The organism is Streptomyces sp. NPDC046303 (genome assembly GCF_055588085.1).
In genome coordinates this window covers 81480-104635 of record NZ_JBVJFA010000014.1, presented here as the reverse complement: position 1 = coordinate 104635, position 23156 = coordinate 81480, and the positions used below count along the sequence as shown (strand labels likewise).

Here is a 23156-nt window from a genome sequence, read left to right as displayed (position 1 = left end):
CCCCCGACCGTCACCCTCACCGTGACCGATCAGCCCGAGCCCGAGGCCGAGGCCATGGACGACGAGCCGGAGCCCCTCGACCTGGCCGAGCAGATCGAACAGATCGAGAAGGTGCCGGCCCCGCGCAAGCGCGTGGACAGCGGGGGCGGAGCGGGTCCGTCCGCCGACCTGTTCCGGCAGTACCTGCGCGAGATAGGCAGGATCCCGCTGCTCACCGCCGCCGAGGAGGTCGACCTCGCGCGCCGCGTCGAAGCCGGGCTCTTCGCCGAGGAGAAGCTCGCCGGCACCCCGGACCTCGACTCCCAGCTCGCCTTCGACCTCGACAAACTCGTCGTCATGGGGCGCATGGCCAAACGCCGGCTCATCGAGTCGAACCTGCGCCTCGTCGTCTCCGTCGCGAAGCGCTACGTGGGCCGCGGGCTCACCATGCTCGACCTCGTACAGGAGGGGAACCTCGGGCTCATCCGCGCCGTCGAGAAGTTCGACTACGCCCGCGGGTTCAAGTTCTCCACGTACGCCACCTGGTGGATCCGGCAGGCGATGTCCCGGGCCCTCGCCGACCAGGCCCGGACCATCCGCGTCCCCGTCCACGTCGTGGAGCTGATCAACCGGGTCGTGCGCGTACAGCGCCGCATGCTCCAGGAGCGCGGGTACGAGCCCACCGCCGAAGAGGTCGCCGCCCACCTGGAACTGACCCCGGAGCGGGTCCTCGAGGTGCTCCGCCTCGCCCAGGAGCCGGTCTCGCTGCACGCCCCGGTCGGCGAGGAGGACGACGTCGCGCTCGGCGACCTCATCGAGGACGGCGACGCCGCCTCCCCGGTGGAATCCGCGGCGTTCTTCCTGCTGCGCGAACACCTGGAAGCCGTGCTGTCGACCCTCGGCGAACGCGAGCGCAAGGTCGTCCAGCTGCGCTACGGACTCGACGACGGGCGCCCGCGCACCCTGGAGGAGATCGGCCGGATCTTCGGCGTGACGCGCGAACGGATCCGCCAGATCGAGTCCAAGACCCTCAACAAGCTGCGCGACCACGCCTTCGCCGACCAGCTGCGGGGCTACCTGGACTGAGGCGGGACACCGGAAGGGGGCGCCCCGAAGGACGCCCCCACCCACCCTCCGGCCTCCGCCGTCCGGTCAGTCGACCTCGGCCACCGCCTGCGCGAACTGCGCCGCGTACAGCCGCGCGTACGCGCCGCCCGACGCCAGGAGCTCCTCGTGCGTGCCCTGTTCCACGATCGAGCCGCTCTCCATCACCAGGATCACGTCCGCGTCGCGGATCGTGGACAGCCGGTGCGCGATCACGAAGGACGTACGGCCGTGCGCCAGGCGCGCCATCGCCTTCTGGATCAGTACCTCCGTACGGGTGTCCACGGAGCTCGTCGCCTCGTCGAGGACCAGGATCACCGGGTCCGAGAGGAAGGCCCGGGCGATGGTGATCAGCTGCTTCTCGCCCGCGCTGACCCCCGCGCCCTCGTCGTCCAGGACCGTGTCGTAGCCGTCCGGCAGGGTGCGGATGAAGCGGTCCGCGTGGGCCGCCCGCGCCGCCTCCTCGATCTCGGCGCGCGTGACCGGCCGCGAGGCACCGTAGGCGATGTTCTCCGCGATGGTGCCGCCGAACAGCCAGGTGTCCTGGAGCACCATGCCGATGGAGCCGCGCAGTTCCTCGCGCGTCATCTTCGCGATGTCCACCCCGTCCAGGGCGATCTCCCCGCCCGTGACCTCGTAGAACCGCATCAGGAGGTTGACCAGCGTGGTCTTGCCCGCGCCCGTCGGGCCGACGATCGCGACCGTGTGCCCGGGTTCGACGGACAGCGAGAGGTTCTCGATGAGCGGCTTGTCCGGCTCGTAGCGGAAGGCCACCTTGTCGAGGGTGACCTGGCCGCGCACGGTCTCCGGCCGCTCCGGAACCTCTGCGTCCGGCTCCTGCTCCTCCGCGTCCAGCAGCTCGTAGACCCGCTCCGCCGAGGCGACGCCGGACTGGATGAGGTTCGCCATCGTGGCGACCTGCGTCAGCGGCATCGAGAACTGCCGCGAGTACTGGATGAAGGCCTGCACGTCACCGATCGACAGGCTGCCCGAGGCGACCCGCAGCCCGCCGACCACGGCGATCAGCACGTAGTTGATGTTCGATATGAAGAACATCACCGGTTGCATGATGCCGCTGACCAGCTGCGCCTTGAAGGAGGCCCGGTACAGCGCCTCGTTCTGCTCGGCGAAGACGGCCGCGGACTCCTTCTGCCGGCCGAAGACCTTGACCAGCGCGTGGCCCGAGTACATCTCCTCGATGTGCGCGTTGAGCGCACCGGTGGTCTTCCACTGCGCCACGAACTGCGGCTGGGACCTCTTGCCGATCTTCGCCGCGGCGTAGACCGAGATCGGCACGGTCACCAGCGCGACCAGCGCCAGCAGCGGCGAGATCCAGAACATCATCGCGAGCACGCCCACGATGGTCAGCAGCGAGTTCAGCAGCTGCCCCATCGTCTGCTGGAGCGTCTGGCCGATGTTGTCGATGTCGTTGGTGGCCCGGCTGAGCACCTCGCCGCGCTTCTGCCGGTCGAAGTACGACAGCGGCAGCCGCGACAGCTTCCCCTGGAGCTCCTCGCGCATCCGGTAGAGGGTGCCGTTCATGACGTGGTTCGACAGCCTGGTGGCGACCAGCATCAGCAGTCCGGCGAGGGTGAAGACCACCAGCGCCCAGATCGCCACGACACCGACCGCACCGAAGTCGATGCCCCGGCCCGGCGTGAAGTCGGTGCCGGAGAGCATGTCCGCCATGCCGTCCTGGCCCTTGGCGCGCAGCCCGTCCAGCGCCTGCTGCTTGGTCAGCCCGTCCGGCATCTGCCGGCCGACGATCCCCGCGAAGACCAGGTCGGTGGCCTCGCCCAGGATCTTCGGGCCGACGACCGCGCAGCCGACGCTGCCGAAGACGGCCGCGACCATGCCCCACAGCCTGGCCCGGTCCTGCGCGAGCTGGCCGAGCAGCCGTTTGCCCGACCCCTTGAAATCCATGGACCGCTGGACCGGTCCCGCCATCATCCGTCCTCCGGGCCCGCTCATGCGGCCTCCGCCTCCGTCAGCTGGGAGAGCACGATCTCCCGGTAGGTCTCGTTGCCGGCCATCAGCTCGTGGTGGCGTCCTTCGCCCACGACCCGCCCCTCGTCCAGGACGATGATCCGGTCGGCGTCGCGGATCGTGGAGACCCGCTGGGCGACGATCACCACGGTCGCGTCCTCGGTCTCGCGGGCGAGCGCCGCGCGCAGGGCCGCGTCCGTCGCGTAGTCCAGGGCCGAGAAGGAGTCGTCGAAGAGATAGATCTCGGGGCGCTGCACCAGGGTGCGGGCGATGGCCAGACGCTGGCGCTGCCCGCCGGAGACATTGGTTCCGCCCTGGGTGACCGGCGCCTCCAGGCCGCCTTCCAGCGCGGACACGAACTCCTTGGCCTGAGCCACCTCCAGCGCCTGCCACAGCTCTTCGTCGGTCGCGTCCGGGCGCCCGTAGCGCAGGTTGGAGGCGACCGTTCCGGAGAACAGGTACGGCTTCTGAGGGACCAGGCCGACCGTCCTGGCGAGCAGTGCCGGATCGAGCCGCCGCACGTCCTCCCCGTCGACCAGCACCTCACCGCCGGTCGCGTCGAACAGCCGCGGGACCAGGCCCAGCAGCGTGGACTTGCCGCTTCCGGTGGAGCCGATGACGGCGGTGGTCTCGCCGGGGCGGGCCAGCAGGTCGATCCCGCGCAGGACCGGGGCCTCGGCGCCGGGGTAGCGGAAGTCGGCGCCGCGCAGCTCCAGGCGGCCGCTCCGGGTGAGCTCGCGCACCGGGTCGGCGGGCGGCGCCACGCTGGAAGCGGTGTCCAGGACCTCCTGGATGCGCTCGGCGCAGACCTCGGCGCGCGGCACCATCATGAACATGAAGGTGGCCATCATCACGGACATGACGATCTGCATCAGGTAGGCGAGGAAGGCCGTCAGCTGGCCGACCTCCATGCCGCCGCTGTCGACCCGCATCGCACCGAACCAGATGACGGCGACGCTGGAGACGTTCACGACCACGATGACGGTCGGGAACATGTACGCCAGCAGCTTGCCGGTGGCCAGCGAGACGCCGGTCAGGTCGGCGTTGGCGTCCCGGAAACGATCCTTCTCGTAGTCGTCGCGGACGAAGGCGCGGATCACCCGGTTGCCGGTGATCTGCTCGCGCAGCACCCGGTTCACGGTGTCCAGGCGCTCCTGCATCGTGCGGAACAGCGGCCGCGTCCGGAAGACGATCGCGCCGACCGACAGGCCGAGCACGGGAACCACGGCGAGCAGGACGCCCGACAGCTTCACGTCCAGCGACAGCGCCATGGCGATGCCGCCGACGCACATGATCGGCGCCGAGACCATCAGGGTGAAGGTCATCAGCACCAGCATCTGGACCTGCTGGACGTCGTTCGTCGTACGGGTGATCAGCGACGGGGCGCCGAACTGGCCGAGCTCGCGCGCCGAGAAGCTCTGCACGCGGTCGAAGACCGCGGCGCGCACGTCCCGGCCGAAGGCCGCCGCCGTGCGGGCGCCGTAGTAGATGGCCCCGACGTTGCAGACCAGCTGCACGAGCGAGACACCGAGCATCAGGGCGCCGAAGCGCAGGATGTAGCCGGTGTCACCGTTGACGACACCGTTGTCAATGATGTCCGCGTTGAGGGTGGGGAGGTAGAGGCTCGCACTCGTCTGGAGCAGCTGCAGCAGCACCAGCAGGGCGATGGGTTGGCGGTACGGACCCAAATGGCTCCGCAGAAGTCGTATGAGCACGCGCAGGCTCCGGTCGGCATGATCGAGGGGGTTCACCCCATCTTCTGCCAACCGGGGGCCCGATCCCCAGCAGTTTTCGCAAAGGCCGGTCAAAAGGAGTAGACCGCCCTGCGGCGCCGGCCCTAGTGCTGCGCCCGGAGGGAGCCCGGCGCTAGAACGCGCCCGGGTGGATCTGCTCCCGCGTCGCGACGTACTGCTGGCGCACGGCCTGCCAGGCCGGGAACTCCTCGCCCGGCTCGAACACCTGCGCCGCCGCGGCCGGCCAGACCGGCGGGGTGTGCGGGGACAGCGTGCCCTGCGCCACTCCGAGCGCCCACGCCGCCTGGCGCGCCGCGCCCAGCGCCGCGTAGTCGGCCGGCGCGGGGACGACGACCTGCGTCCCGAACAGGCCCGGGGCCGCGGCCTGCACGGCGGGCAGCTCGGCCGCCGCGCCCAGCAGGAACACCCGGCGGATCTCGACCCCGCGCGAGCGCAGCACGTCCAGTGCGTCCACCAGCCCGCACAGCATGCCCTCGAAGGCGGCCCGGGCCAGGTGCTCCGGCTTCATCGAGTCCCGGCGCAGCCCGGACAGGGTGCCGGCGGTGTGCGGCAGGTTCGGCGTCCGCTCACCTTCCAGGTACGGGAGGAGGACGAGGCCGTGCGCGCCCGGCGTCGACTTCAGCGCGAGCTCGGACAGCCCCTCCAGGTCGGTGCCCAGCAGCTCGGCGGTGCCGCGCAGGGCCCGTACGGCGTTGGAGGTGTTCACGACCGGCAGGTGCATGCCACTGGCGTCGGCCAGCGAGGTGATCAGGCCGCCCGGCTCCGACAGCGCCTCGTGGTGCACCGCCATCACCGATCCGGAGGCGCCCAGCGAGACCACCGCGTCGCCGGGGCCGAGCCCCAGCCCGAGCGCCGCGGCCATCGTCTCGCCGGTGCCGGCGGATATCAGCAGTCCCTCGGGCGTGGTTCCGGCGGCATCGGCCGGACCGAGCACCTCGGGCAGCAGCGCCATGTGTCCGAGCGCCAGCTCCACCAGGTCGGGCCGCCAGGAACCGGTGGCCGCCGACCAGTAGCCGGTGCCGGAGGCGCCGCCCCGGTCGGTGGTCCGGCGGGCCGGCCGGCCCAGCAGCTGCCACACCAGCCAGTCGTGCGGGGACATCACCACGGCCACCCGGCGGGCGGCCTCCGGCTCGGTACGGGCCAGCCACGCCAGCTTCGCGAGCGGCTGCGCGGCGTGCGGGACCGAGCCCACCGCCTCGGCCCACGCCTGCCGGCCGCCGAAGGCGTCGACGAGGTCGGCGGCGGCCACCTGCCCGCGCTTGTCGTTGCCGACCAGGGCCGGGCGTACGAGTCCGCCCTGCGTGTCGAGCGGCAGCAGGCCGTGCTGCTGCGCGGAGACCCCGATGGCCTGGACCCCTTCGAGGAGCCCGCCGCCGGCGGCCTCGCCGAGCGAGAGCAGCCAGGCCTGCGGGTCCGTCTCGTAGGGGCTCGCGCCGTCGTGGTCGCCCGTGGGCTGCGGATGCGGTGCGTACCCCTGGCGCAGCACGGCACCGGTGTCGGTGTCACAGACGACGATGCGAGTGAAGGCGGAAGAGCTGTCCAGCCCGGCGACTATCCCCATGCGGAGAATTCTGCCGCACGCCGGGCCGGTCTCCGCCGCCTCGTACGCCTCGGATGTCTCAGGTGTCTCAGGGGTCTCAGGTGTTGCTGGTGCCCCACTCGTCCTCGCCGCCGCCCCCGACCCGGTCGCGCAATCCCCGCACCCGCCCGGCCAGCGATGCGGGTACCGCGTCGCCCACCTTGTCGCTCACGGCGGCGAAGGCCTTCCCCGCGAACTCCCGCCCGGTGTGCCCGGCGGTCTCCGCGGCGTTGCGCACCGCGGGATTGTTCGCGATCTCCCGCGCGGACTTCTTCAGGGACTCGTAGCGCTCGCGCCCGGCCCGGGTTCCGAGCACGTACCCGAGGGCCAGTCCAACCGCGAACGTGACCTTGTAACGCATGCCTGTCACCCTTCGTCGTGTGGTGCCCGGCCTGCTGTCGATACCGATTGGCGGAGCACCCCCCTGCTTGCGCTAATCTATGACTCGCAGCGGGCGCTCGCCCTCCGGCAAGGCCGGAGGTGGGCCGTTCGATGCACCGCAGCAATCCCCTGTAGCTCAATTGGCAGAGCAGCCGGCTGTTAACCGGCAGGTTACTGGTTCGAGTCCAGTCGGGGGAGCGCGATCCCCTGTAGCTCAATTGGCAGAGCATTCGGCTGTTAACCGGAGGGTTGCTGGTTCGAGTCCAGCCGGGGGAGCAACGAGAAGAAGAGGGCCCAGGTGGGTCCTCTTCTTTTCTTTTTGTCGCCCCGTCCTGGAACCGGGCAGGCCTCAGCGCGGTCTCTCTGAACAGCGAAGCCGATCATGCGGGGCATCCGAGGCAGGAGATCGTATGAGCGGCTATGCTGCGGCAGACGGCGCGCACACATGTACGCGCCACGCCGTGAAGGGGCGGTAGCTCAGCCGGTTAGAGCAGCGGACTCATAATCCGTCGGCCGTGGGTTCGAGTCCCACCCGCCCCACCGTAAGGTTGGTCAGCAGAAACGTTCTGACCTGCCAGCTTGGTGCCCCGCCCGGTCTTGCCGGGTCGGGGCATCTTGTCGTTTACCCGCTCGTGCGTGAGCGATGCGTGAGCGGCGGTTTCCGAGCCAGCGGCCACCGTGCCCGCGGCGTGATCCGAGCAGCTCCCTCCGCGGCAGCCCTGTCCACCTCGGGCGGCAGGCTCGTGTACGTGTCCGAGGTGAGCGTGATCGTGGAGTGCCGCAGCGTCTCCTTGATCGCGTGAAGGTCTCCGCCGCCCGCCCGCCCGCATGCGTCAGCGTCGCAGCCACATGACGTAGATCACGAAGACTGATCGGCGGCAGATCAGTCGTCGCAGGACCCGCAGGAAGGTCTCGGACACCGTCTCCGGATGCAGCCAGGACCCGTCCTCCTGCGTGAAGACCTTCTGGCCGGGAGCGCCTCGCACCTGCTGCGAAGCGTGACCGCTCCCGCCATCCTCTCGGCCGACTCCACGACCACACCCGCCAGATGGGCCAGCAATGGCCCCAAGTTCCCTGGATTTCCCACCCGTTGAATGCCCAGTTCAGCAGCCTGGCATCACAAGATCTTTGACAGAGCCGAGGATCGCCGTCGTTCACCACAGGCGCGTGGAGACCAGTAGCGGCGAGAAGGGCAGCGGTCCGGAGAACAATCACCATGGTCTTGCAGCCAGTTGAGCGCCTTGATGTCGCGACGGCATGCCGAGCTGACACCGAGCCGAGGCCCGGAGCGCACGAAAGTGTCCCCACAGCCCAGTGCCGGCTTGGGCCCCGTACCCAGCCGATTGCCACTCCCACCTCCGGTCAGCTGGAAAACCTTTGACAGCTACAGTCGTAGCGGCCGAGAACGTGACCCGAAGTGAGGAGGACGCATGCCCACAGCAGTGCAGGTTCGGCGGACCGGAGGTCCGGAGGTGCTCGAGGTCGCGGAGGTGGAGATCGGCGCGCCGGGGCCCCGCGAGCTCCTGGTCGACGTGGCGGCTGCGGGTGTGAACTACATCGACACTTACCAACGGTCTGGGCTTTACCCGGTCCCGCTGCCTTACATCCTTGGCCTGGAGGGCGCCGGGACGGTCGTCGCGGTCGGCTCGGACGTGCGTGGTTTCGCCGAGGGGGACCGGGTGGCCTGGCAGGGCGTGCCGGGCAGTTACGCGCAGCGGGCGCTGGTGCCAGCCGATGCGGCGGTGCGCGTACCGGACGGCGTGACCGATCAGATCGCCGCTGCTGTGCCGTTGCAGGGGATCACCGCGCATTACCTGGTCACATCGACCTATCCGGTCAAGGAGGGCGAAACGATCCTGGTGCACGCGGCGGCCGGGGGAGTCGGGTTGCTGCTGATCCAGTTGGCCAAGGCGCGGGGAGCGCGGGTGATCGGCACGGTGTCGACCGCCGAGAAGGAGGCGCTTGCCCGCGAGGCTGGGGCCGACGAAGTGATCCGTTACGACCAAGTGGATTTCGCCGATGCAACCCGGAAGCTCACCGACGGTGAGGGCGTTCACGTCGTCTACGACGGGGTCGGCAAGTCCACTGTGGACGGAAGCCTGGCAAGCCTGCGCAAGCGAGGCCTGCTGGCGCTGTTCGGCGCCTCAAGCGGTCCAGTGCCGCCGATCGACCCGCAGCAGCTGAACAAGGCCGGTTCGGTGTATCTGACCCGCCCGAATAGCGACGACTACGTCCAGACCCGCGCCGAGCTGGAGTGGCGGATCGGCGAGCTCTTTGCAGCGATGGTCGACGGCTCCCTCAAGGTACGGATCGGCGCCACATACCAGCTAACCGACGCGCGGCAGGCCCACGAGGACCTGCACGCTCGCAAGACCGCCGGGAAGGTGCTGCTCATCCCCTGACCATCGCTATCGCTCCAAGGAATCCGGGCTGGTCAGCGGTGCTGGCGCGGGTGGGAGTTTCCGGCTTTGGCCGCGCCGTAAGCGGCGGGCTTCCTACGATCGCGGCGGGGTGCCCGGTCGTTCGGGAGGGGAAATCGTGTCGTCGCCGGAGAAGACCGCAGTGGTTGCGGAGCGGGTGCTGCGGCGGCTGTACGAGCAGTAGGCCGAGGCCACCGCGGCCGAGCAGAACGCCGGGACGCCGCGGCTGGTGCAGGTCGCGGGACGTCCGCTACCAGCGGATGCTGGACCCCGCGCTTGCTGACCGGGCTGCTGACCGCCCACCCGAAGAGGATCCGCTCCCGCTGACGGAAGCTGCCGGCGGGGCGGATCGCGGTGATCGTGCTGGCCGCGCTGCGGCATGACCATCGCCTGGCCGACGTGGTCGGCGAAGCACAACCGGCACGGGCTGCCGGTCATCGTCCTGACCGACGTGCGGTCGGTCGGCTGCGCGCAGCGGGCCTGGCCGCGATCGCCGACCTTGGCTTCGTCGGCCTCTACGACGACCGCGGCGGTCCGGACGCCGACCCGGCGGTCATCACAGGCTTAAAAGAGCCCAAGGGTAAGCAGCTGATCGCCGCTCGGAACGGGCGGTGTGTGAGCACGCGTTCGCGCATCACCCATCCACGCCACCCCCGTGACCTGCACGTTTAGGATGAATACGACTCACTCACGATCTCACTCGTGAGCGGCCCCTCCGCATCCCGGGGAACCTCAACCAGGTGCTTCCCTCCACGGTATGCGGGCGGGAACGTTCCGGGATCGGCCTGCGACACCTTTACGGACGTCGAGCACGGATACAACGCCACACGGCGCCATATCCGTCCGCATACACAGGGGGACGAACCATGCGCACCAAGCTGATCAGACTGACTGGAATCATTGCGGCTGCCGCCCTGGCGCTCGGGCTCAGTGCGACCGTGCAGGCCGCCGCAACCGGCCCGTCAGCCAAGCAGCAGATCCTCGCGGAGGACAAGGGGCCGGCCATCACCAGGCCATGAGGTCGCGCCACCTTCCTCAATGACTGCGGCCGGCCTCCGGAATCTCCATGAGGTCGAACAACTCGGCTGCTGCCAGCTGGTTCTTCCACGCCGTCGCGCCGTCGCCAAGTCCCTCGGCCGCTTGGGCCAGACCCAGGTACGCGGACGCCTGCTCAGAGCGGAATTGGATGGCCGAGGCGACCTCAAGCGCGTGGGCGTGCGACGCCGTCGCCGATGTGTACTGCCCTTGTGCGGTATGCAGCCGACCGAGGATGTTCTCGGCCTTCGCCTGGCGGACCGGCGTACCACCGGACCGTGCGAGGATCTGGGCACGTTCCGCGAGCTCAGACACCGCATCACTGTCGCCGAGACCGTGCGCTGCCTCGGCGGACAGAGCCAGCACCAGGGCGACATCGCCTTGCGGCGCGCTCTCGTCACACAACTCGCGGGCCCGTCTCAGACTCGCCTCGGCATCTGCGTACTGACCCATGCCCAGCTGGGCGAAAGCCAGATCGGCCAGAGCCATGGCCTCGTTGACCGAGTTCGCGGTGTCCCGCTCCAGCTCAAGGGCCCGGAGGGCGGACGCTGCAGCCTCCGGATAGCGGCCCCATCGTGCGTACAGCGAGCTGAGAATCGTCTGAGTCTCCGCTTCGGCGCGGGCGGTGCCCAGTTCCCTGGCCAGTTCGACCGCATGCTCCAACAGGGGAAGGGCCTGGTTGTACCGCCCCAGCATCGACATGAGCAGCCCGAGAGTGGACTCGCTGTTCGCCTCGGCGTCACGGTCGCCGAGGCGTACCGCGATCTCGCGTCCCTCGCGGGCGACGTTGATGCCCTCCTCGAAGTAGCCGAGCTTCCAGCAAGCGGCGCCAAGACTGGACAGGCTGATGCTCAGCAGGACCGGATCGTCGAGCCGGCGCGCGGCTTGGACCGCGAGGCGGCCGAGTGCTCGGAACTCTTCGAAATAACCACCCGCATTCAGATGGAAGACCAGGTCGCGGACCAGCCAGCCGGTGTGCCGGTCGTAGCCGAGCCGATCGGCCAGGTCCACGACCGCCAGCAGTCGCTGATGTTCGCGACGGAACCAGAGGCTGACGGTCTTCTCTTCCGCCAGTTCCGGGAGCTCCCCCTGATACCGGGGGATCCCGGTCGAGCGGGCGGTACGGCCTGGGAACAGTACGTCGCAGGCTACGTTGGTGGCTGTCAGGTAGTAGCTGAGCAACCGCTCGACGGCGTCCGCGTCGGTCTGTTCCGTCATCGGTCCGTGCTGGCTCTGGGCGAAGCTGCGTACGAGGTCGTGGAAGGTGTACTCGCCCAGTCCGGGCTGTTGGAGCAGATGTACGTCGAGCAGAAGCTCCAGAATGTCCTCGGCTTCCCGGACATCGGTGTCGAGCAGCGCGGCCGCCGAATATGCGTCGATGCCATCACCAGGGTGCAACCCGAGGGCGCGGAACGCGGCGCGGTGCCTGTTGTCCATGGCCAGATAGGACAACTGAAGTGTCACTGCGACGCTGCGTTCGCCTGAGCTCAGCTCGTCCATCCGGCGGCTCTCGTCCCGCAGCCGCTCGACGAGATGCCGCACGGTCCACCGGGGCCGGTTGCGCAGCCGTGCGGTGGCGATACGCAGCGCCAGCGGGAGATGGCCGCACAGCTCGGCGAGCTCGGCGGCCGCCTCTGGTTCGGCTTTCACACGGGCCGGGCCGAGCGTCCGTGCCACCAGCGTGGCACTGTCCTCGGGTGGCATCAACCCCAGGGAGATCCACTCGATGCCGTCGAGGTCGAGCAACCGCACCCGGCTGGTGATGAGCACAAGGCAGCCGGGGGGAGCCGCCAACAGCGGCTGGATCTGAGCGGCGTCGGAGGCGTTGTCGAGGAGGAGCAGCATCCGGCGCCCCGCCAGTGCGGACTTCCATGTGGCGGTGCGGCCAGGCAGGTCCTCGGGTATGTGCTCGCTCGGCGTACCGATCGCGCGCAGCAGGATGTCCAGTGCTGTCGATGCCGGTATGGGGAGCTGCTCACCGGGGGTGAACCCGCGCAGGTCCACATAGAGTTGCCCGTCGGGGAACTCCTCGGTCAGCTGGTGAGCGGCGCGTACAGCCAACGAGGTCTTGCCCGCGCCGCCCATCCCGTCGATGGCTACCACCCGGGCGCTGTGCTCATCTGGCAATCTCTCGGCCCGGACCCGGCTGAGCAGGATGGCCAGCTCCTTGTCCCGGCCCGTGAAATCCGGCAGTGCATACGGCAGTGTGGAAACCGGACCGCGTTGCTCAGCCGGCGTTCCGGAGGCAGTGGCGGGCGGCCCACCCTGCGGGGCCAGCTCCGGACTCTCCCGCAGGATCCCCTCGTACAGCTTGACCAGTCGAGACCCCGGATCGATGCCGAGCTCGTCGCCGAGCAGCTTGCGTACCTTCCCGTACTCCTCCAGGGCGTCCGCCTGTCGTCCCGAGCGGTACAGGGCAAGCATGAGTTGGCCGCGCAGCGTCTCACGCAAGGGGTGTGCGTCGACGAGTGCCCGCAGACTCGCGACAAGCTCGCTGCTTGCGCCGAGCTCGAGGCGCAGTTCGTGGAGCTGTTCGGCCGCGGCGAGACGGCGCTCCTCCAGCGCAGTTGCCGCGCGGCCGATGACCGGGCCGCCCTCACCCGCGAGGACGGGTCCCCGCCACAGATCGAGAGCGCCCTGCAGCTCTGCGCAGGCATCGGTTAGCCTCCCGACGCCCACGGCTTGTGCCGCTGTCTGGATCCGTGCGTTGAAATCGAGAAGATCAAGGTGGCTGACCGACGTGATCACCCGGTAGCCCGGGCCGTCCGTGCAGATCACCTCTCTACCGGACGGCAGGCGTCGGCGGAGATCGGCGACAGCCTTGCGCACCTGGTGCGACGCAGTCGCAGGCGGGTCCTCCTCCCAGACGGCCTCGACCAGTCTGGCAATCGGTACTACCCGCCCGGGTTCGAGGAGCAGGGTGGCCAGCACTCGCTCTTGGACGGTTCCGCCGAGACGCACTCGTATGCCGCCGGCCCATACCTCAAGCGAGCCGAGTACATGGAACCGGGGTTCCTGTGCGGACGGAAACCCATCCTTTCCCGAGCCTGAGACTGTCATCGATCCTCTATCGCCCATGCAGAACCCAAGGTCAAAGCCTTGGTTTGGGGATCATAAGCCATCTGCCGCGCCGGTCACAGCACTTAAAGACCGTCTACGCCGTCACGAGCCTGACCGCCGAACAGGGCCACCGCGGTCCACCTCGCGCAGCTGATCCGCGGCCGCCGGCACATCGAAGCCCTGCACCACGTTAGGGACACCACCTTCGCCGAGGCAACGCAACGCCCGCGACGCCACCCGGCCCCTCGTCCTCCTCGGCCTCGCGTGATCACACAACGGACGTCACGCGACTAGGCCGAAGCCCTGAGTACCAGAGGGGGAACGTTTCGGGAACCACCACTGGCAACCTCGCCACATCATGGTGACGACGCGATAAGGAAGTCCATGTTCAGTTTGAAGCGTGCCCACGCTAACGGGGACCGGTACCTTCTGCTGCTCGGTGCGGATCTGATGTTGCGTGAGCGAGCCATCGTTTCCGCCCTGCGTACCTATCCCGGCCCGGTGATCGGTATGACGGAGGATCCCGTTTCCGGTGCGAACCGGTATTTCGACCACATCCTCCCGGCCAGTAGCTACAAAGCCAAGCCCGCGCTGAAGGCAGTGGAGGAATTCGAGCGGCAGACCGGCCTGAAGCCGGACGCGGTGGTCCCCATCTACGAGATGAACCTGCACGCCTCGGTGACGATTGCCCACCACTACGGGCTGCCGGCGCTCTCCGACGAAGCGCTCCGGCGCTCGCGGGACAAGCACACGATGAAGGTGGCGTTCGAAGAAGCTGGTGTTTCCTGCGCCCGGCACCGGTTGTTCTCCACCGCTGAGGAGCTGCGAGCAATAGCCGCGGAGCTGGAGTTCCCCCTGGTGCTGAAGCCGAGGGACTTCGCCGGGAGCGTCGGGATCATCAGGGTCGACTCGGCTGACGAACTCGACGACGCCTATGAGCACTGCCGTTCCTCTCTCATGGAGGTCGCCGGGACCTTCGATCTCACGGACGGACGCTTCCAGGTGGAGGAGTTCTTCGTCTCGACGCACGAGGTCTCTGTCGAGGTCATCAACTACGAGGGCAGCCGCGCGGTGCTGGCCGTCACCGACAAGAACAAGAGCGCACCCCCGTACTTTGCCGAGACCGGCCAGCTGGTGCCGAGCCGGGAGAGCGACAACGCAGCACTGCGCGAGCTCGCGCTCAAGGCATGCGAGGCGCTCCACATCGACCGCGGCATCGCCCACGTCGAGATCCTGGTCAACGGGGACGAGTTGAGCGTGGTCGAGGTCGGGGCCCGTCCTGGCGGCGACGGCATCATGGACCTGATCGATCGGGTCTACGGCTTCAGCCCGTACGACCTGCACATTGCGGCGTACCGCCGGACGATCGAACAGCTGCCGCCGATCCCCGACATGCCCCAAGGGATCGCGGCGACCGGCTTCCTCAAGGCCGCCGGCGGCACGATCACCGGTGTGCACCAGCCGGATGGGTTCGATCCGGTCGAGCGCGCGCTCTATGTGACGGCGAAGCCCGGCGACCACTCCCGCCCGCCGACCTCCTACCTGGGGCGCGAGGGCGTCATCGAGTGCTTCGAGCACGGGCGCGGTCCTGGTGACTCCCAAGAATTCCAGGCGCGGGTGGCGGAGCTGGCGGCGGCACACAGCCAGAACCTCTTCAGCGTTGAACCGTGATAGCGGAAAGCAGAGCGGAACGGCTCACCGGGATTGCGCGCGACCCGCTCCACCTCGCATTCGTCGCCCCTCTCGACCAGGGCATCAAGCAGTCAAAACAGGCTCCTGAGTGGGGCGAAAGGAATTCGTCGTGAGTGCGTCCGTTGTCACCAGTCTCCCGGGGCCCGCTTCGCGGCGGTTGCTGGAGCAGCAGGAGCGGGATGAGTCCTCGGCCCGTACCTATCCGCGGCACACGCCGATCGCGGTCGCCGGCGGACAGGGCTCGTATCTGCACGACGTCGACGGAAACCGGTTTCTCGACTTTCTGTCCGGGGCCGGCGTGCTTGCTCTCGGCCACAGCAATCCCGAACTGATCGCCGCCGCACAGGCTCAGCTGAATGTCGCTTCCCACATGCTCGACTTCCCCACCGAAGCGAAGTCGGAGTTCTCCACCCGGCTCCTCGGGATGCTGCCCGAGGCAATGCGGGACCGAATGAAGATCCACTTCTGCGGGCCGACCGGTGCGGACGGAATTGATGCTGCGCTGAAGCTCTGCAAGACCGCGACCGGGCGGGCGGATGTGATCTCGTTCCACGGCGGCTTTCACGGCAGCACGCAGAGCACGCTCGCGATCACCGGGCTGCGTGGCTCAAAGGAGCACCTGCACAACCTGATGCCCGGTACGACGTTCTTCCCGTACTCGTACTGCTTCAAGTGCCCGCTGGCTCTGAACCCGGACAGCTGCCAGGTCAACTGCGTGCGCTACCTGGAGAATCTGCTGGCTGATCCGAACGGCGGCGTACGCCTCCCGGCCGCTGTGGTGCTCGAGATGGTTCAGGGCGAAGGCGGGGTGGTCCCGGCCCGGCCCGAGTTCGTCACCGAGCTTCGCCGGATCACGCGCGAGCGCAACATCCCGCTGGTGGTCGACGAAGTACAGACCGGCTGCGGGCGGACGGGTACGTGGTACGCCTTCGAGCAGTACGGGATCGAACCCGACGTCATCGTCTCGTCCAAGGCCCTGGGCGGCGGCCACCCGGCTTCGGTGATCATCTACGACGAGCGGCTGGACGGCTGGGCGCCCGGCGCGCACACCGGAACCTTCCGCGGCAACCAGCTCGCCTTCGCCGCGGGTGCCGCCTTCATGCGGATCGTCGAGCGCGATGAGCTGCTGCCGCACGTGCTCGAGATCGGGGAGTTCCTCCGTGCGGGACTCGATGCGCTGCAGCTGAACCCCGCCATCAGCCCCATGATCGGCGAGGTCCGGGGGCGCGGGCTGATGCTCGGTGTCGAGCTGAACCCGGTCGGCAGCTGGACCGCGAGCGAAGTCGCCGGCCGGGTCCGGAAGGCCGCGCTCCACCGGGGGCTGCTCTTTGAGCTCGCAGGACGGGACGACTGCGTCGCCCGGTTCCTGCCGCCCCTGAACCTCAGCCGCGAGGAAGCTCAGGAGGCCCTGGACATCCTGGGCGCGGCCTTCGCCGAAGTGAGCGCCGAAGCGCTCGATGCCCACGTCAGCCGCCAAGACGGTAGTCACGAGCAGGAAGGGATCCACGCATGACGGAAACATCCTCGGTACGTTCGGAAGAGATCAGAGCTTCCTATCAGCGCTTCCCCCGGTGGACGCAACACGCTTGGACGTGGATCACCGGTAAGGCGCTTCCCGGCCAGCAGCCGCTGGTTCGCCTGAACCCTGTCACCTACCTGCTCTGCGACCTCGTCGCACTCGCGGCCGGTATCGGCAGTGCCTGGTGGATCGTCGCACGGGGTCCGCTCTGGACGCTTGTCCTGCTGCCCCTGTCCTGGGCCCTCACCGCGTCCGCGGCGCGCGTGTGCTCGACGGTGATCGCGCACCACGCCATCCACACCCGTTTCACCGGTCGGATACGGCAGGACCGACTGATCCACCAGGTGCTGTCCACGCTCGTCTGCACCGACGACGCGGATCAGTACTACGAGGACCACATCAATCTCCACCATCGCAAGGAAACCTTCGCGACCCTCGCCGATCCCACCATCCAGCACCTGCTCATGCTCGGTTTCCGGCCGGGGATGTCCACCCAGGCGCTGTGGCGCCGGCTGGCTCTGATGATCGTGTCCCCGCGGTTCCATGCCGAGTTCCTGTACACCCGGCTGGCCCAGAACCTCGTCCGCTGTGCGCCGTACCGACGGGTCATGGGGTTCGCCTACCTGGCGAGCGTTTTCGGCCTGGTGACCTGGCAGGGCGTGTGGTGGGAGTTCACCGTCGCCGTGCTCGTACCGATGATCCCGCTCTACCAGATCGTCGCGCTGCTGGAGTTCCTCAGCGAGCACGCCTGGTTCAAGGCCAAGGACGGCAGCCTGAGCGGCCGGGCCTTCCACGTGTCGCATTCCTGGGGACGGTTCTGCGGTGATCCGCTGCCGCCGAAGGGCCTTGGCGGGACCGCCGCGATGCGCGCCTGGTTCCTTTGGAGCGTCCGCCTCGTCGGTTACCACATCCCGGCTCGACTCCTCGTCGTGCCCGGCGATCTCGCTCAGCATGACTTCCACCACCGGCGGCCCTCGACCCGAGAGTGGGTACGCGCGGCCTACGCCCGTCAGCACGACATCGACGCCGGACACCCCAAGTGGCCCGCGTACACCGACGTCTGGGGCATGGGCGATGCCATCGGCCGGGTGTTCACGATTCTGAGCCAGGAGAAGCCCACCGAATGGGGGCTCGGCGGCGAGAAGAGGCGCACGTCCGAGGGCACGCAGGCAGCGAACTCGTCGTCGAGGATGGTGAGCGATGCCGCGTGACTCCAAGGACCTGCGTGTCGTCAAGTTCGGTGGATCGTCCTTCCTGGAGCTGGCGGACTACGCCCGGGTCGCTGCTCATCTGATCGAGATGGCCAACGATGGCGACACCGGGGTGATCGCCGTGGTGAGCGGGATGTCCGGCTCCACCGGGCGTCTGCTCGAGGCGGCGTTGGCGGTTGATCCGGACCTGAAGCCGGAGGTGCAGGACCAGGCGCTGGCCACCGCCGAAATGCTGAGCGCCACTCTGCTCCGGGCCGCCCTTCACGCACAGGGAAGTACGGCGATCGACCTCTGGGCGCACCAGCTGGGCATCGTCGGTGACGACACCGCCACCCGGTCGCAGATCGTCACGATCGACCCCGCGCCCGTGCTCAAGGCGCTGACCGAGCATCAGGTCGTCGTGCTGGCCGGTGGCCAGGCGGTACGGCCCGATGGCCGCATCACCATGCTCGGCCGCAACAGCTCGGACCTCACCGCGGTCGCCATCGCCGGGGCACTCGGCGTCACCGAGTGTGAGATCTACTCCGATGTCCCCGGTGTGTACACCACCGACCCCTACACCGAACCCGCGGCTCGGCTGATGCCGGAGCTGTCCTATGCGCAGTGCGAAGCGATGTCGGACAGCGGGGCCAAGGTCCTGTTCGGCGGGTCGGTGGCGGCGGCCAGGCGGTACGGCGTTGCCATCGCGTGCCGGTCGCTGGGCGACGGCCGAGGAACCGTCGTGGGTCCGGGGACGGGCACGACCACGGTGGTCGGTGACCGCAAGGCCCAGGTCTTCCGGCTCGCCACCGGCGTCGATCCCGACCAGGTCGCCACGCTGATGCGGGAGACGGGACTCGTCTCCGTGGCAGTGCCCTCCGCCGAGCCCGTCCTGGCGTTCACAGGTGACCAGCGTGGTGTGGCCGAAGCCCTGGCCGGCGCCGGGGTGACGGCCGAGGCCGTGCACGGAACCGGGTTGATGTCGGTCGTCGAACCGGACGGCACCGCCCGGCGGTGGCTGGCCCCCCTGGACGAGGTGGACGCCCACGTTCGGCGCGAACACGCGCTGCTGTATCAGCAGTCCGGTTCCACGGCTCCGGCGCGCCTCGTACCGAAGACCCGCTCGGCCAACAGCGGACTGCTCATCGGTTCCGCCGGAACCAACTCGTAAAACCTTCCGGAATGAGGAGAACAACAGTGGAACCGCTGCGCATTCATTGGGACGTACCGACGGACGGGGGCGGCCAGGCCAAGCCCACGGAGAAGTACAAGCTGGGCGCCCTGGACATGGGCGAGATCACCGACTTCGTCCAGGAGGCCGAGGAACTCGGCGTTGACAGCCTCCTGTTCGGGATCGGGCACTACCTGCCGGATCCCGTGCCGATCATCGCGGCCCTCACCCAGCAGACCGAGCGGGTCAAGTTCATGCTCGCGTACCGCCCGGGGCTCCTTTCGCCGACGCTCTTCACGCAGATCGTCAACACCCTTTCCTGGATGTCCGACGACCGCCTCTCCCTCAATGTGGTCGCCGGGATCTCGGTGGCCGAGCAGGCCGGCTACGGCGATTACCTGGCCCACGACCAGCGGTACGCCAGGTCGGGCGAGTTCCTGCACATCCTCCGGGAATTCTGGGAGGGCGAGGTCCCGCAGACCTTCGACGGGCAGCACTACTCGATCAAGGACGCGGAACTGCACCTCGGCTACAAGGGCGGCAAGCGTCCGGAGATCTACATCAGCGGTGCCTCGGAAGTGGCGCAGCAGACCGCCCTCAGCTACGGCGACTGCTGGATGCGTTACGGCGACACCCCGGAAGGGATGCGGCAGGCAAGCCTGCCGCTGATCGAGGGGGGCTGCCGGGTCGGCACCCGGATGCACGTGCTCGCCCGGGAGACGCGCGAGGAGGCGCTGGCCGAACTCGCCGAGCTGATGGGCGATCCCGACGCCGAACACGAGGCGTGGATCCGCGAATTCGTCAAGAACGTGGACTCCGAAGCGGTGAAGTCCTCCTTCCGGCTCGCCGACCAGGCCTCCGGAAAGTGGCTCTCGCCCTACATCTACACCGGCGCCGTCCCCTACCGCGGAGGCCCGGCGCTGTGCCTGGTCGGTAGCTACCAAGAGGTGGCCGACTACCTCTTCCAGTACAAGCTCGCCGGCATCAGCGAGTTCATCTTCTCCGGCTGGCCGACCCGGCCGGAAATGAGGACCTTCTTCACCCACGTGGTGCCCCTCATCCGTGAGCTGGAGCGTGACGCGCAGCCGCAGTCGTGACTGCTCGCTCAAGCCCGCTGAACTCAACTCACTGAAAGACGGATCCCCATGCACATCGTGATTCTCAACCGCTGGCCCAGGTTCTCCGACGAACGGCGCTGGGACAATGAACTTGAGCGATTCGAGGATCTCGACCACGACCGGCACCAGATCAGCTATGTGGTCGACGCAGAAGGGGCTACCGGAGTCCTTGCCGATCGTTCGCGCATCGCGGATTTCGTCGTTCTCGAAGATCTGACAGATCTCGCCGCGGTATGTGCCGCCGTACGGGGAATAGCCGACCGCGTCGGACCTGTCGATCAGCTGGTGGCGTTGTCGGAGTATCTGCTGGATGTGGCTGCCCGGGTCCGCGAGGAACTGGAGATCCCCGGTCCGCGTCCGGCGGAGGTCGATACCTATCGAAACAAGCTGACCATGAAGCAGCTCCTCGCCGACGCGGGCGTACGGGTGCCTCGGTTCGCCCCTTGCGCGGATGTGGAGACGACCACGCGGATCGCCCGGGACATCGGCTATCCCCTGATCCTCAAGCCGGTCGCCGGGGCGGCCAGCAAGGGCGTACACCGTGTGGCGGACGAAGCGTCGCTCCGGTCGTGGCTGGCGAGCGTCGACAGTGCCGACTACCAGATCGAAGAATTGATCGACGGGACCGTCTACCACGTGGACGGATTCGCCGACCACGAGGCGCGGGTGCCCTTCCAGGTGGTGTCCCGCTACATCAACGACTGCCTTGCGTTCGAGACGTCGGGAGAACCACTCGGTTCGGTGGTCGTGCAGGAATCCGCGCTGAGGGCGCGAGTCGAAGAGTTCGCCCGGGCTTGTGTCGCCGCGCTCAACATGAGGTCGATGGCGATTCACCTGGAACTCTTCGTGACCCAGGACGAGGAGATCGTCTTCCTGGAGATCGCCGGGCGTGTCGGTGGTGCCGAGGTGCCGCATCTCATCAACCGGCTCTTCGGCGTCAACTTGAGCTGGGTCTGGCTGCAGGCGATCTGCGGAGAGCCCGTTTCCCTCCCGGCCAAAACGTCGGACCCGTCCGGTGGCTGGCTAATCATTCCCAAGCGTGACCGGCTTCCTGCCAAGGTGCTCCATCGGACCTCGATGCGGTCCTCGGTCCCGACGGTCTGGCGCGAACTCGTGCCCAGCCCGGGGGAGGTGCTGGACCCGGACGGCAGTTATGACGCCATCCACAGCGGGCGGTACATCCTCGTCGGGGACGAAGCACAAGTCGAAGCGGATATTCAGCACATCATTGAAAACTTCCGCATCGAGACCAGTTTGCTTCCGGTGTGAAGGGGAGACTGATGTCGTCGCCAGTAGAGACCGTCACGCCGATTCCGCCAGTGGCGAAGCGCGCCAACCGGCAACGCCCCCTCTTCCTGACCGGGGTCTTGCTGGGTGCTGTGGCAGAACAGGTCGTGCTCTTCGCCCTTCCCCTGCTCATCTTCCAGAAGACAAACGATGTCGCCCTCCTGGGCCTCGCCTATGCCATCGAATGGCTTCCGGCGTTGCTGGCATATCCGTTCGCGGGGTTGATAGCCGACCGGGACGGGGGTCCCCGGCTGTTCTCTGTCGTCACCGCCGGCCGGTCGGTCGTTCTCCTCCTCGCCCTGGCCGGCTGCCTGCTGCTGTCGGACTGGCAAACTCCGATCCTGATGTCCTGCGGAGCGCTCCTCGCCCTGCTCCTGGCGCCGGTTCACATGGCGATCGAGAAGGTCGTGCCACAAGTGGCCACGGGCAAAGACCTGCCGAAAACGCAGGGGCTGGTCCAGAGCATGGAGGTTTCGGCGATGGCCGTCGGCCCCGCGCTCGCGCTGCTGGGCGCGATGTTCCTTGACAAGACCATGCTCCTCGGTGTCGCCGCAGCGGTGTTCATGGCCGCTGCCTGCTGCTGGCTGCCGATACCCCGCGGACCGAGGGCCGCAAAGCCCGGCACCGCGAGGGAAACCATGGCCGAACTCGGCCTGGGCTGGAAACTTCTGGCCAGGAGCAAGCCGTTGGTCCTGCTGGCCGGTCTGAACTTCTCGATCAACCTGGTCTTCGGCACGGCGCTCAGCGCCAATGCGGCGTTGGTGACCGACGTATTCGACGGCCCGGAATCGGCCTTCGCTCTCCTGAATGTCTGTATCGGCGTGGTCGGGTTGGCCAACCTGCTGGTCATCCCGTTCCTGCTGCGCTTCTTCGACGTCAGGGTGATCGGGGCGGTCGGCCTCGCCATCCTGTGTGCCTGTCTGGTGGGGCTCGGCTTCGCGCCGTCGCTGCTGATCTACGGTCCGGCTTTTGTCGTGGCGATGGTCGGGGTGACCTACTTCAACGTCTACAACCGCACCCAGCGGATCAGGGTGATCGAGCCGGAGCATCTGGGCAAGGTCATGGGGCCGTTCTACATGATCAATCTCTTGGCGGCACCGCTCGGTGGACTGCTGCTGGCCGGCCTCGGCACCCGACTCGGGCCGCAATCGCTGATCGCGATTTCCGCGATCGCGCTGAGTGGAGTTGCCGCCGTCCTGCTCCCGCTGACGATGCGTTCCTTCCATCGCGCATTGAACGGTTAGGCACCGTCCAGCCGCTGGATGCAGCCATCAATGGGGATCTCCGCGGTCGCGCTTGATGCGGTCGGCTCTATTTCATTCGTTGCTGACGATACGTTCGCTCAGTTTCGCACTTTCCACACGAGGGGAAGCCCGTACCATGAGCATTGGGGAAAGCAGAGCCTTTCGCTGCCTGCTGACCACTGTCGAATCCGACTCCCATTTCTGGAACCTCATCTATCTGGAGAAGTTCATTGCTGAGAATGGCGGAGAGGTTCGCAATCTAGGCGGCTGCACGCCCGCGGATCTCGTCGTCAAGGAGGTCAACGCCTTTCAGCCGGATCTGCTTGTGGTTTCCAGCATCAACGGTCATGGCTACTACGGCACCAGCGTCGTGCTGACGGAGCTCAAGCGAGCCGGCATCAACGTTCCTTGTGTCGCGGGCGGCAAACTCACCACTGCACCGTCAGACAATGACCGGGTGCGGCGGGAATTGCTCTCCCAGGGTTGCACCGACGTCTTCCTGGGTGAGAATTCCATCGATCGCTTCCGGGAATTCCTGGCTTTCGGCGTCCATTACGGGTTCGCTGCCTGGCAGCCGAGCATGCCGGTGGTCGCGCCGTGGGACGGACGCGTCGCCAGCCTGTCCGGGGCCCCGTAG

The 23156-nt window shown here is 67.9% G+C and carries 17 protein-coding genes, 3 tRNA genes and 1 pseudogene; 15 read left to right on the top strand and 6 right to left on the bottom strand.

The features are described 5' to 3' along the window. Positions 1–21: 21 nt before the first annotated feature. On the top strand, positions 22–1065 hold the full coding sequence (locus ACZ6I1_RS16915; protein WP_469287980.1) for an RNA polymerase sigma factor: 1044 nt from the start codon (positions 22–24) through the stop codon (positions 1063–1065). Positions 1066–1131: 66 nt separating this feature from the next. Here the strand turns inward: ACZ6I1_RS16915 and ACZ6I1_RS16910 are convergent, their stop codons facing one another. From ACZ6I1_RS16910 to ACZ6I1_RS16895, 4 genes are all read right to left on the bottom strand, one after another. Next, a complete protein-coding gene (locus tag ACZ6I1_RS16910) occupies positions 1132–3054 on the bottom strand; it encodes an ABC transporter ATP-binding protein (RefSeq protein WP_469287819.1) in 1923 nt (640 codons plus the stop codon). After that, positions 3051–4784 carry an ABC transporter ATP-binding protein gene (locus ACZ6I1_RS16905; protein ID WP_469287817.1) on the bottom strand — a complete coding sequence of 578 codons (1734 nt, stop codon included), beginning with the start codon at positions 4782–4784 and terminating at the stop codon, positions 3051–3053. Before ACZ6I1_RS16905 ends, ACZ6I1_RS16910 begins: the two co-directional genes overlap by 4 nt. A gap of 151 nt (positions 4785–4935) precedes the next feature. Then, positions 4936–6384: an FGGY family carbohydrate kinase gene (locus tag ACZ6I1_RS16900; protein ID WP_469287816.1), complete on the bottom strand. Its 1449-nt coding sequence runs from the start codon at positions 6382–6384 to the stop codon at positions 4936–4938. 76 nt (positions 6385–6460) lie between these two features. Beyond that, on the bottom strand, positions 6461–6763 hold the full coding sequence (locus ACZ6I1_RS16895; protein WP_469287814.1) for a YtxH domain-containing protein: 303 nt from the start codon (positions 6761–6763) through the stop codon (positions 6461–6463). Positions 6764–6908: 145 nt separating this feature from the next. Here ACZ6I1_RS16895 and ACZ6I1_RS16890 point away from each other — a divergent pair. From ACZ6I1_RS16890 to ACZ6I1_RS16880, 3 genes are all read left to right on the top strand, one after another. After that, a tRNA-Asn gene (locus tag ACZ6I1_RS16890) sits at positions 6909–6981 on the top strand. 5 nt (positions 6982–6986) lie between these two features. Continuing rightward, a tRNA-Asn gene (locus tag ACZ6I1_RS16885) sits at positions 6987–7059 on the top strand. 190 nt (positions 7060–7249) lie between these two features. After that, positions 7250–7323 (top strand) — tRNA-Ile (locus ACZ6I1_RS16880). 136 nt (positions 7324–7459) lie between these two features. Here ACZ6I1_RS16880 and ACZ6I1_RS16875 read toward each other — a convergent pair. Then, positions 7460–7748: pseudogene (locus ACZ6I1_RS16875) on the bottom strand (site-specific integrase); the annotation flags it as partial. 465 nt (positions 7749–8213) lie between these two features. On the opposite strand from ACZ6I1_RS16875, the gene ACZ6I1_RS16870 reads away from it, so the two are divergent. The 3 genes from ACZ6I1_RS16870 (at position 8214) to ACZ6I1_RS16860 (ending at position 10222) form a co-directional block, all read left to right on the top strand. Beyond that, positions 8214–9185: a quinone oxidoreductase family protein gene (locus ACZ6I1_RS16870; RefSeq protein ID WP_469287812.1), complete on the top strand. Its 972-nt coding sequence runs from the start codon at positions 8214–8216 to the stop codon at positions 9183–9185. Positions 9186–9557: 372 nt separating this feature from the next. Further along, positions 9558–9875 carry a hypothetical protein gene (locus ACZ6I1_RS16865; protein WP_469287810.1) on the top strand — a complete coding sequence of 106 codons (318 nt, stop codon included), beginning with the start codon at positions 9558–9560 and terminating at the stop codon, positions 9873–9875. 194 nt (positions 9876–10069) lie between these two features. Beyond that, positions 10070–10222 (top strand): hypothetical protein, encoded by a 153-nt coding sequence (locus tag ACZ6I1_RS16860; RefSeq protein WP_469287808.1) that lies wholly within the window; start codon positions 10070–10072, stop codon positions 10220–10222. A gap of 16 nt (positions 10223–10238) precedes the next feature. Here the strand turns inward: ACZ6I1_RS16860 and ACZ6I1_RS16855 are convergent, their stop codons facing one another. Then, positions 10239–13169, bottom strand: coding sequence for an AfsR/SARP family transcriptional regulator (locus tag ACZ6I1_RS16855; RefSeq protein WP_469287806.1), 2931 nt, complete (start codon positions 13167–13169; stop codon positions 10239–10241). 513 nt (positions 13170–13682) lie between these two features. On the opposite strand from ACZ6I1_RS16855, the gene ACZ6I1_RS16850 reads away from it, so the two are divergent. The 8 genes from ACZ6I1_RS16850 (at position 13683) to ACZ6I1_RS16815 (ending at position 23156) form a co-directional block, all read left to right on the top strand. After that, on the top strand, positions 13683–14969 hold the full coding sequence (locus ACZ6I1_RS16850; protein ID WP_469287804.1) for an ATP-grasp domain-containing protein: 1287 nt from the start codon (positions 13683–13685) through the stop codon (positions 14967–14969). 130 nt (positions 14970–15099) lie between these two features. Continuing rightward, complete coding sequence (locus tag ACZ6I1_RS16845; RefSeq protein WP_469287801.1) at positions 15100–16503, top strand: diaminobutyrate--2-oxoglutarate transaminase family protein; 1404 nt, start codon at positions 15100–15102, stop codon at positions 16501–16503. Continuing rightward, a complete protein-coding gene (locus ACZ6I1_RS16840; RefSeq protein WP_469287799.1) occupies positions 16500–17720 on the top strand; it encodes a hypothetical protein in 1221 nt (406 codons plus the stop codon). Before ACZ6I1_RS16845 ends, ACZ6I1_RS16840 begins: the two co-directional genes overlap by 4 nt. Continuing rightward, the gene (locus ACZ6I1_RS16835; protein ID WP_469287797.1) at positions 17710–18870 is read left to right on the top strand and encodes an amino acid kinase family protein; all 1161 of its coding nucleotides are present in this window, start codon (positions 17710–17712) and stop codon (positions 18868–18870) included. The genes ACZ6I1_RS16840 and ACZ6I1_RS16835 overlap by 11 nt, the downstream gene beginning before the upstream one ends. 11 nt (positions 18871–18881) lie before the next feature. Further along, positions 18882–19967: an LLM class flavin-dependent oxidoreductase gene (locus ACZ6I1_RS16830; RefSeq protein WP_469287794.1), complete on the top strand. Its 1086-nt coding sequence runs from the start codon at positions 18882–18884 to the stop codon at positions 19965–19967. Positions 19968–20015: 48 nt separating this feature from the next. After that, positions 20016–21257, top strand: a complete 1242-nt coding sequence (locus tag ACZ6I1_RS16825; RefSeq protein ID WP_469287792.1) for an ATP-grasp domain-containing protein — start codon at positions 20016–20018, stop codon at positions 21255–21257. Between the two features lie 11 nt (positions 21258–21268). Continuing rightward, the gene (locus ACZ6I1_RS16820) at positions 21269–22519 is read left to right on the top strand and encodes an MFS transporter (protein ID WP_469287790.1); all 1251 of its coding nucleotides are present in this window, start codon (positions 21269–21271) and stop codon (positions 22517–22519) included. Positions 22520–22655: 136 nt separating this feature from the next. Continuing rightward, a complete protein-coding gene (locus ACZ6I1_RS16815) occupies positions 22656–23156 on the top strand; it encodes a cobalamin-dependent protein (protein WP_469287788.1) in 501 nt (166 codons plus the stop codon).

Bases quoted from the DNA above. Each gene is read 5' to 3' on its own strand.
- ACZ6I1_RS16815 (WP_469287788.1), top strand. From the start codon at position 22,656: ATGAGCATTGGGGAAAGCAGAGCCTTTCGCTGCCTGCTGACCACTGTC.
- ACZ6I1_RS16830 (WP_469287794.1), top strand. From the start codon at position 18,882: ATGAGGAGAACAACAGTGGAACCGCTGCGCATTCATTGGGACGTACCG.
- ACZ6I1_RS16895 (WP_469287814.1), bottom strand. From the start codon at position 6,763: ATGCGTTACAAGGTCACGTTCGCGGTTGGACTGGCCCTCGGGTACGTG.
- ACZ6I1_RS16900 (WP_469287816.1), bottom strand. From the start codon at position 6,384: ATGGGGATAGTCGCCGGGCTGGACAGCTCTTCCGCCTTCACTCGCATC.
- ACZ6I1_RS16870 (WP_469287812.1), top strand. From the start codon at position 8,214: ATGCCCACAGCAGTGCAGGTTCGGCGGACCGGAGGTCCGGAGGTGCTC.
- ACZ6I1_RS16910 (WP_469287819.1), bottom strand. From the start codon at position 3,054: ATGAGCGGGCCCGGAGGACGGATGATGGCGGGACCGGTCCAGCGGTCC.
- ACZ6I1_RS16835 (WP_469287797.1), top strand. From the start codon at position 17,710: ATGCCGCGTGACTCCAAGGACCTGCGTGTCGTCAAGTTCGGTGGATCG.
- ACZ6I1_RS16850 (WP_469287804.1), top strand. From the start codon at position 13,683: ATGTTCAGTTTGAAGCGTGCCCACGCTAACGGGGACCGGTACCTTCTG.
- ACZ6I1_RS16840 (WP_469287799.1), top strand. From the start codon at position 16,500: ATGACGGAAACATCCTCGGTACGTTCGGAAGAGATCAGAGCTTCCTAT.
- ACZ6I1_RS16860 (WP_469287808.1), top strand. From the start codon at position 10,070: ATGCGCACCAAGCTGATCAGACTGACTGGAATCATTGCGGCTGCCGCC.
- ACZ6I1_RS16825 (WP_469287792.1), top strand. From the start codon at position 20,016: ATGCACATCGTGATTCTCAACCGCTGGCCCAGGTTCTCCGACGAACGG.
- ACZ6I1_RS16820 (WP_469287790.1), top strand. From the start codon at position 21,269: ATGTCGTCGCCAGTAGAGACCGTCACGCCGATTCCGCCAGTGGCGAAG.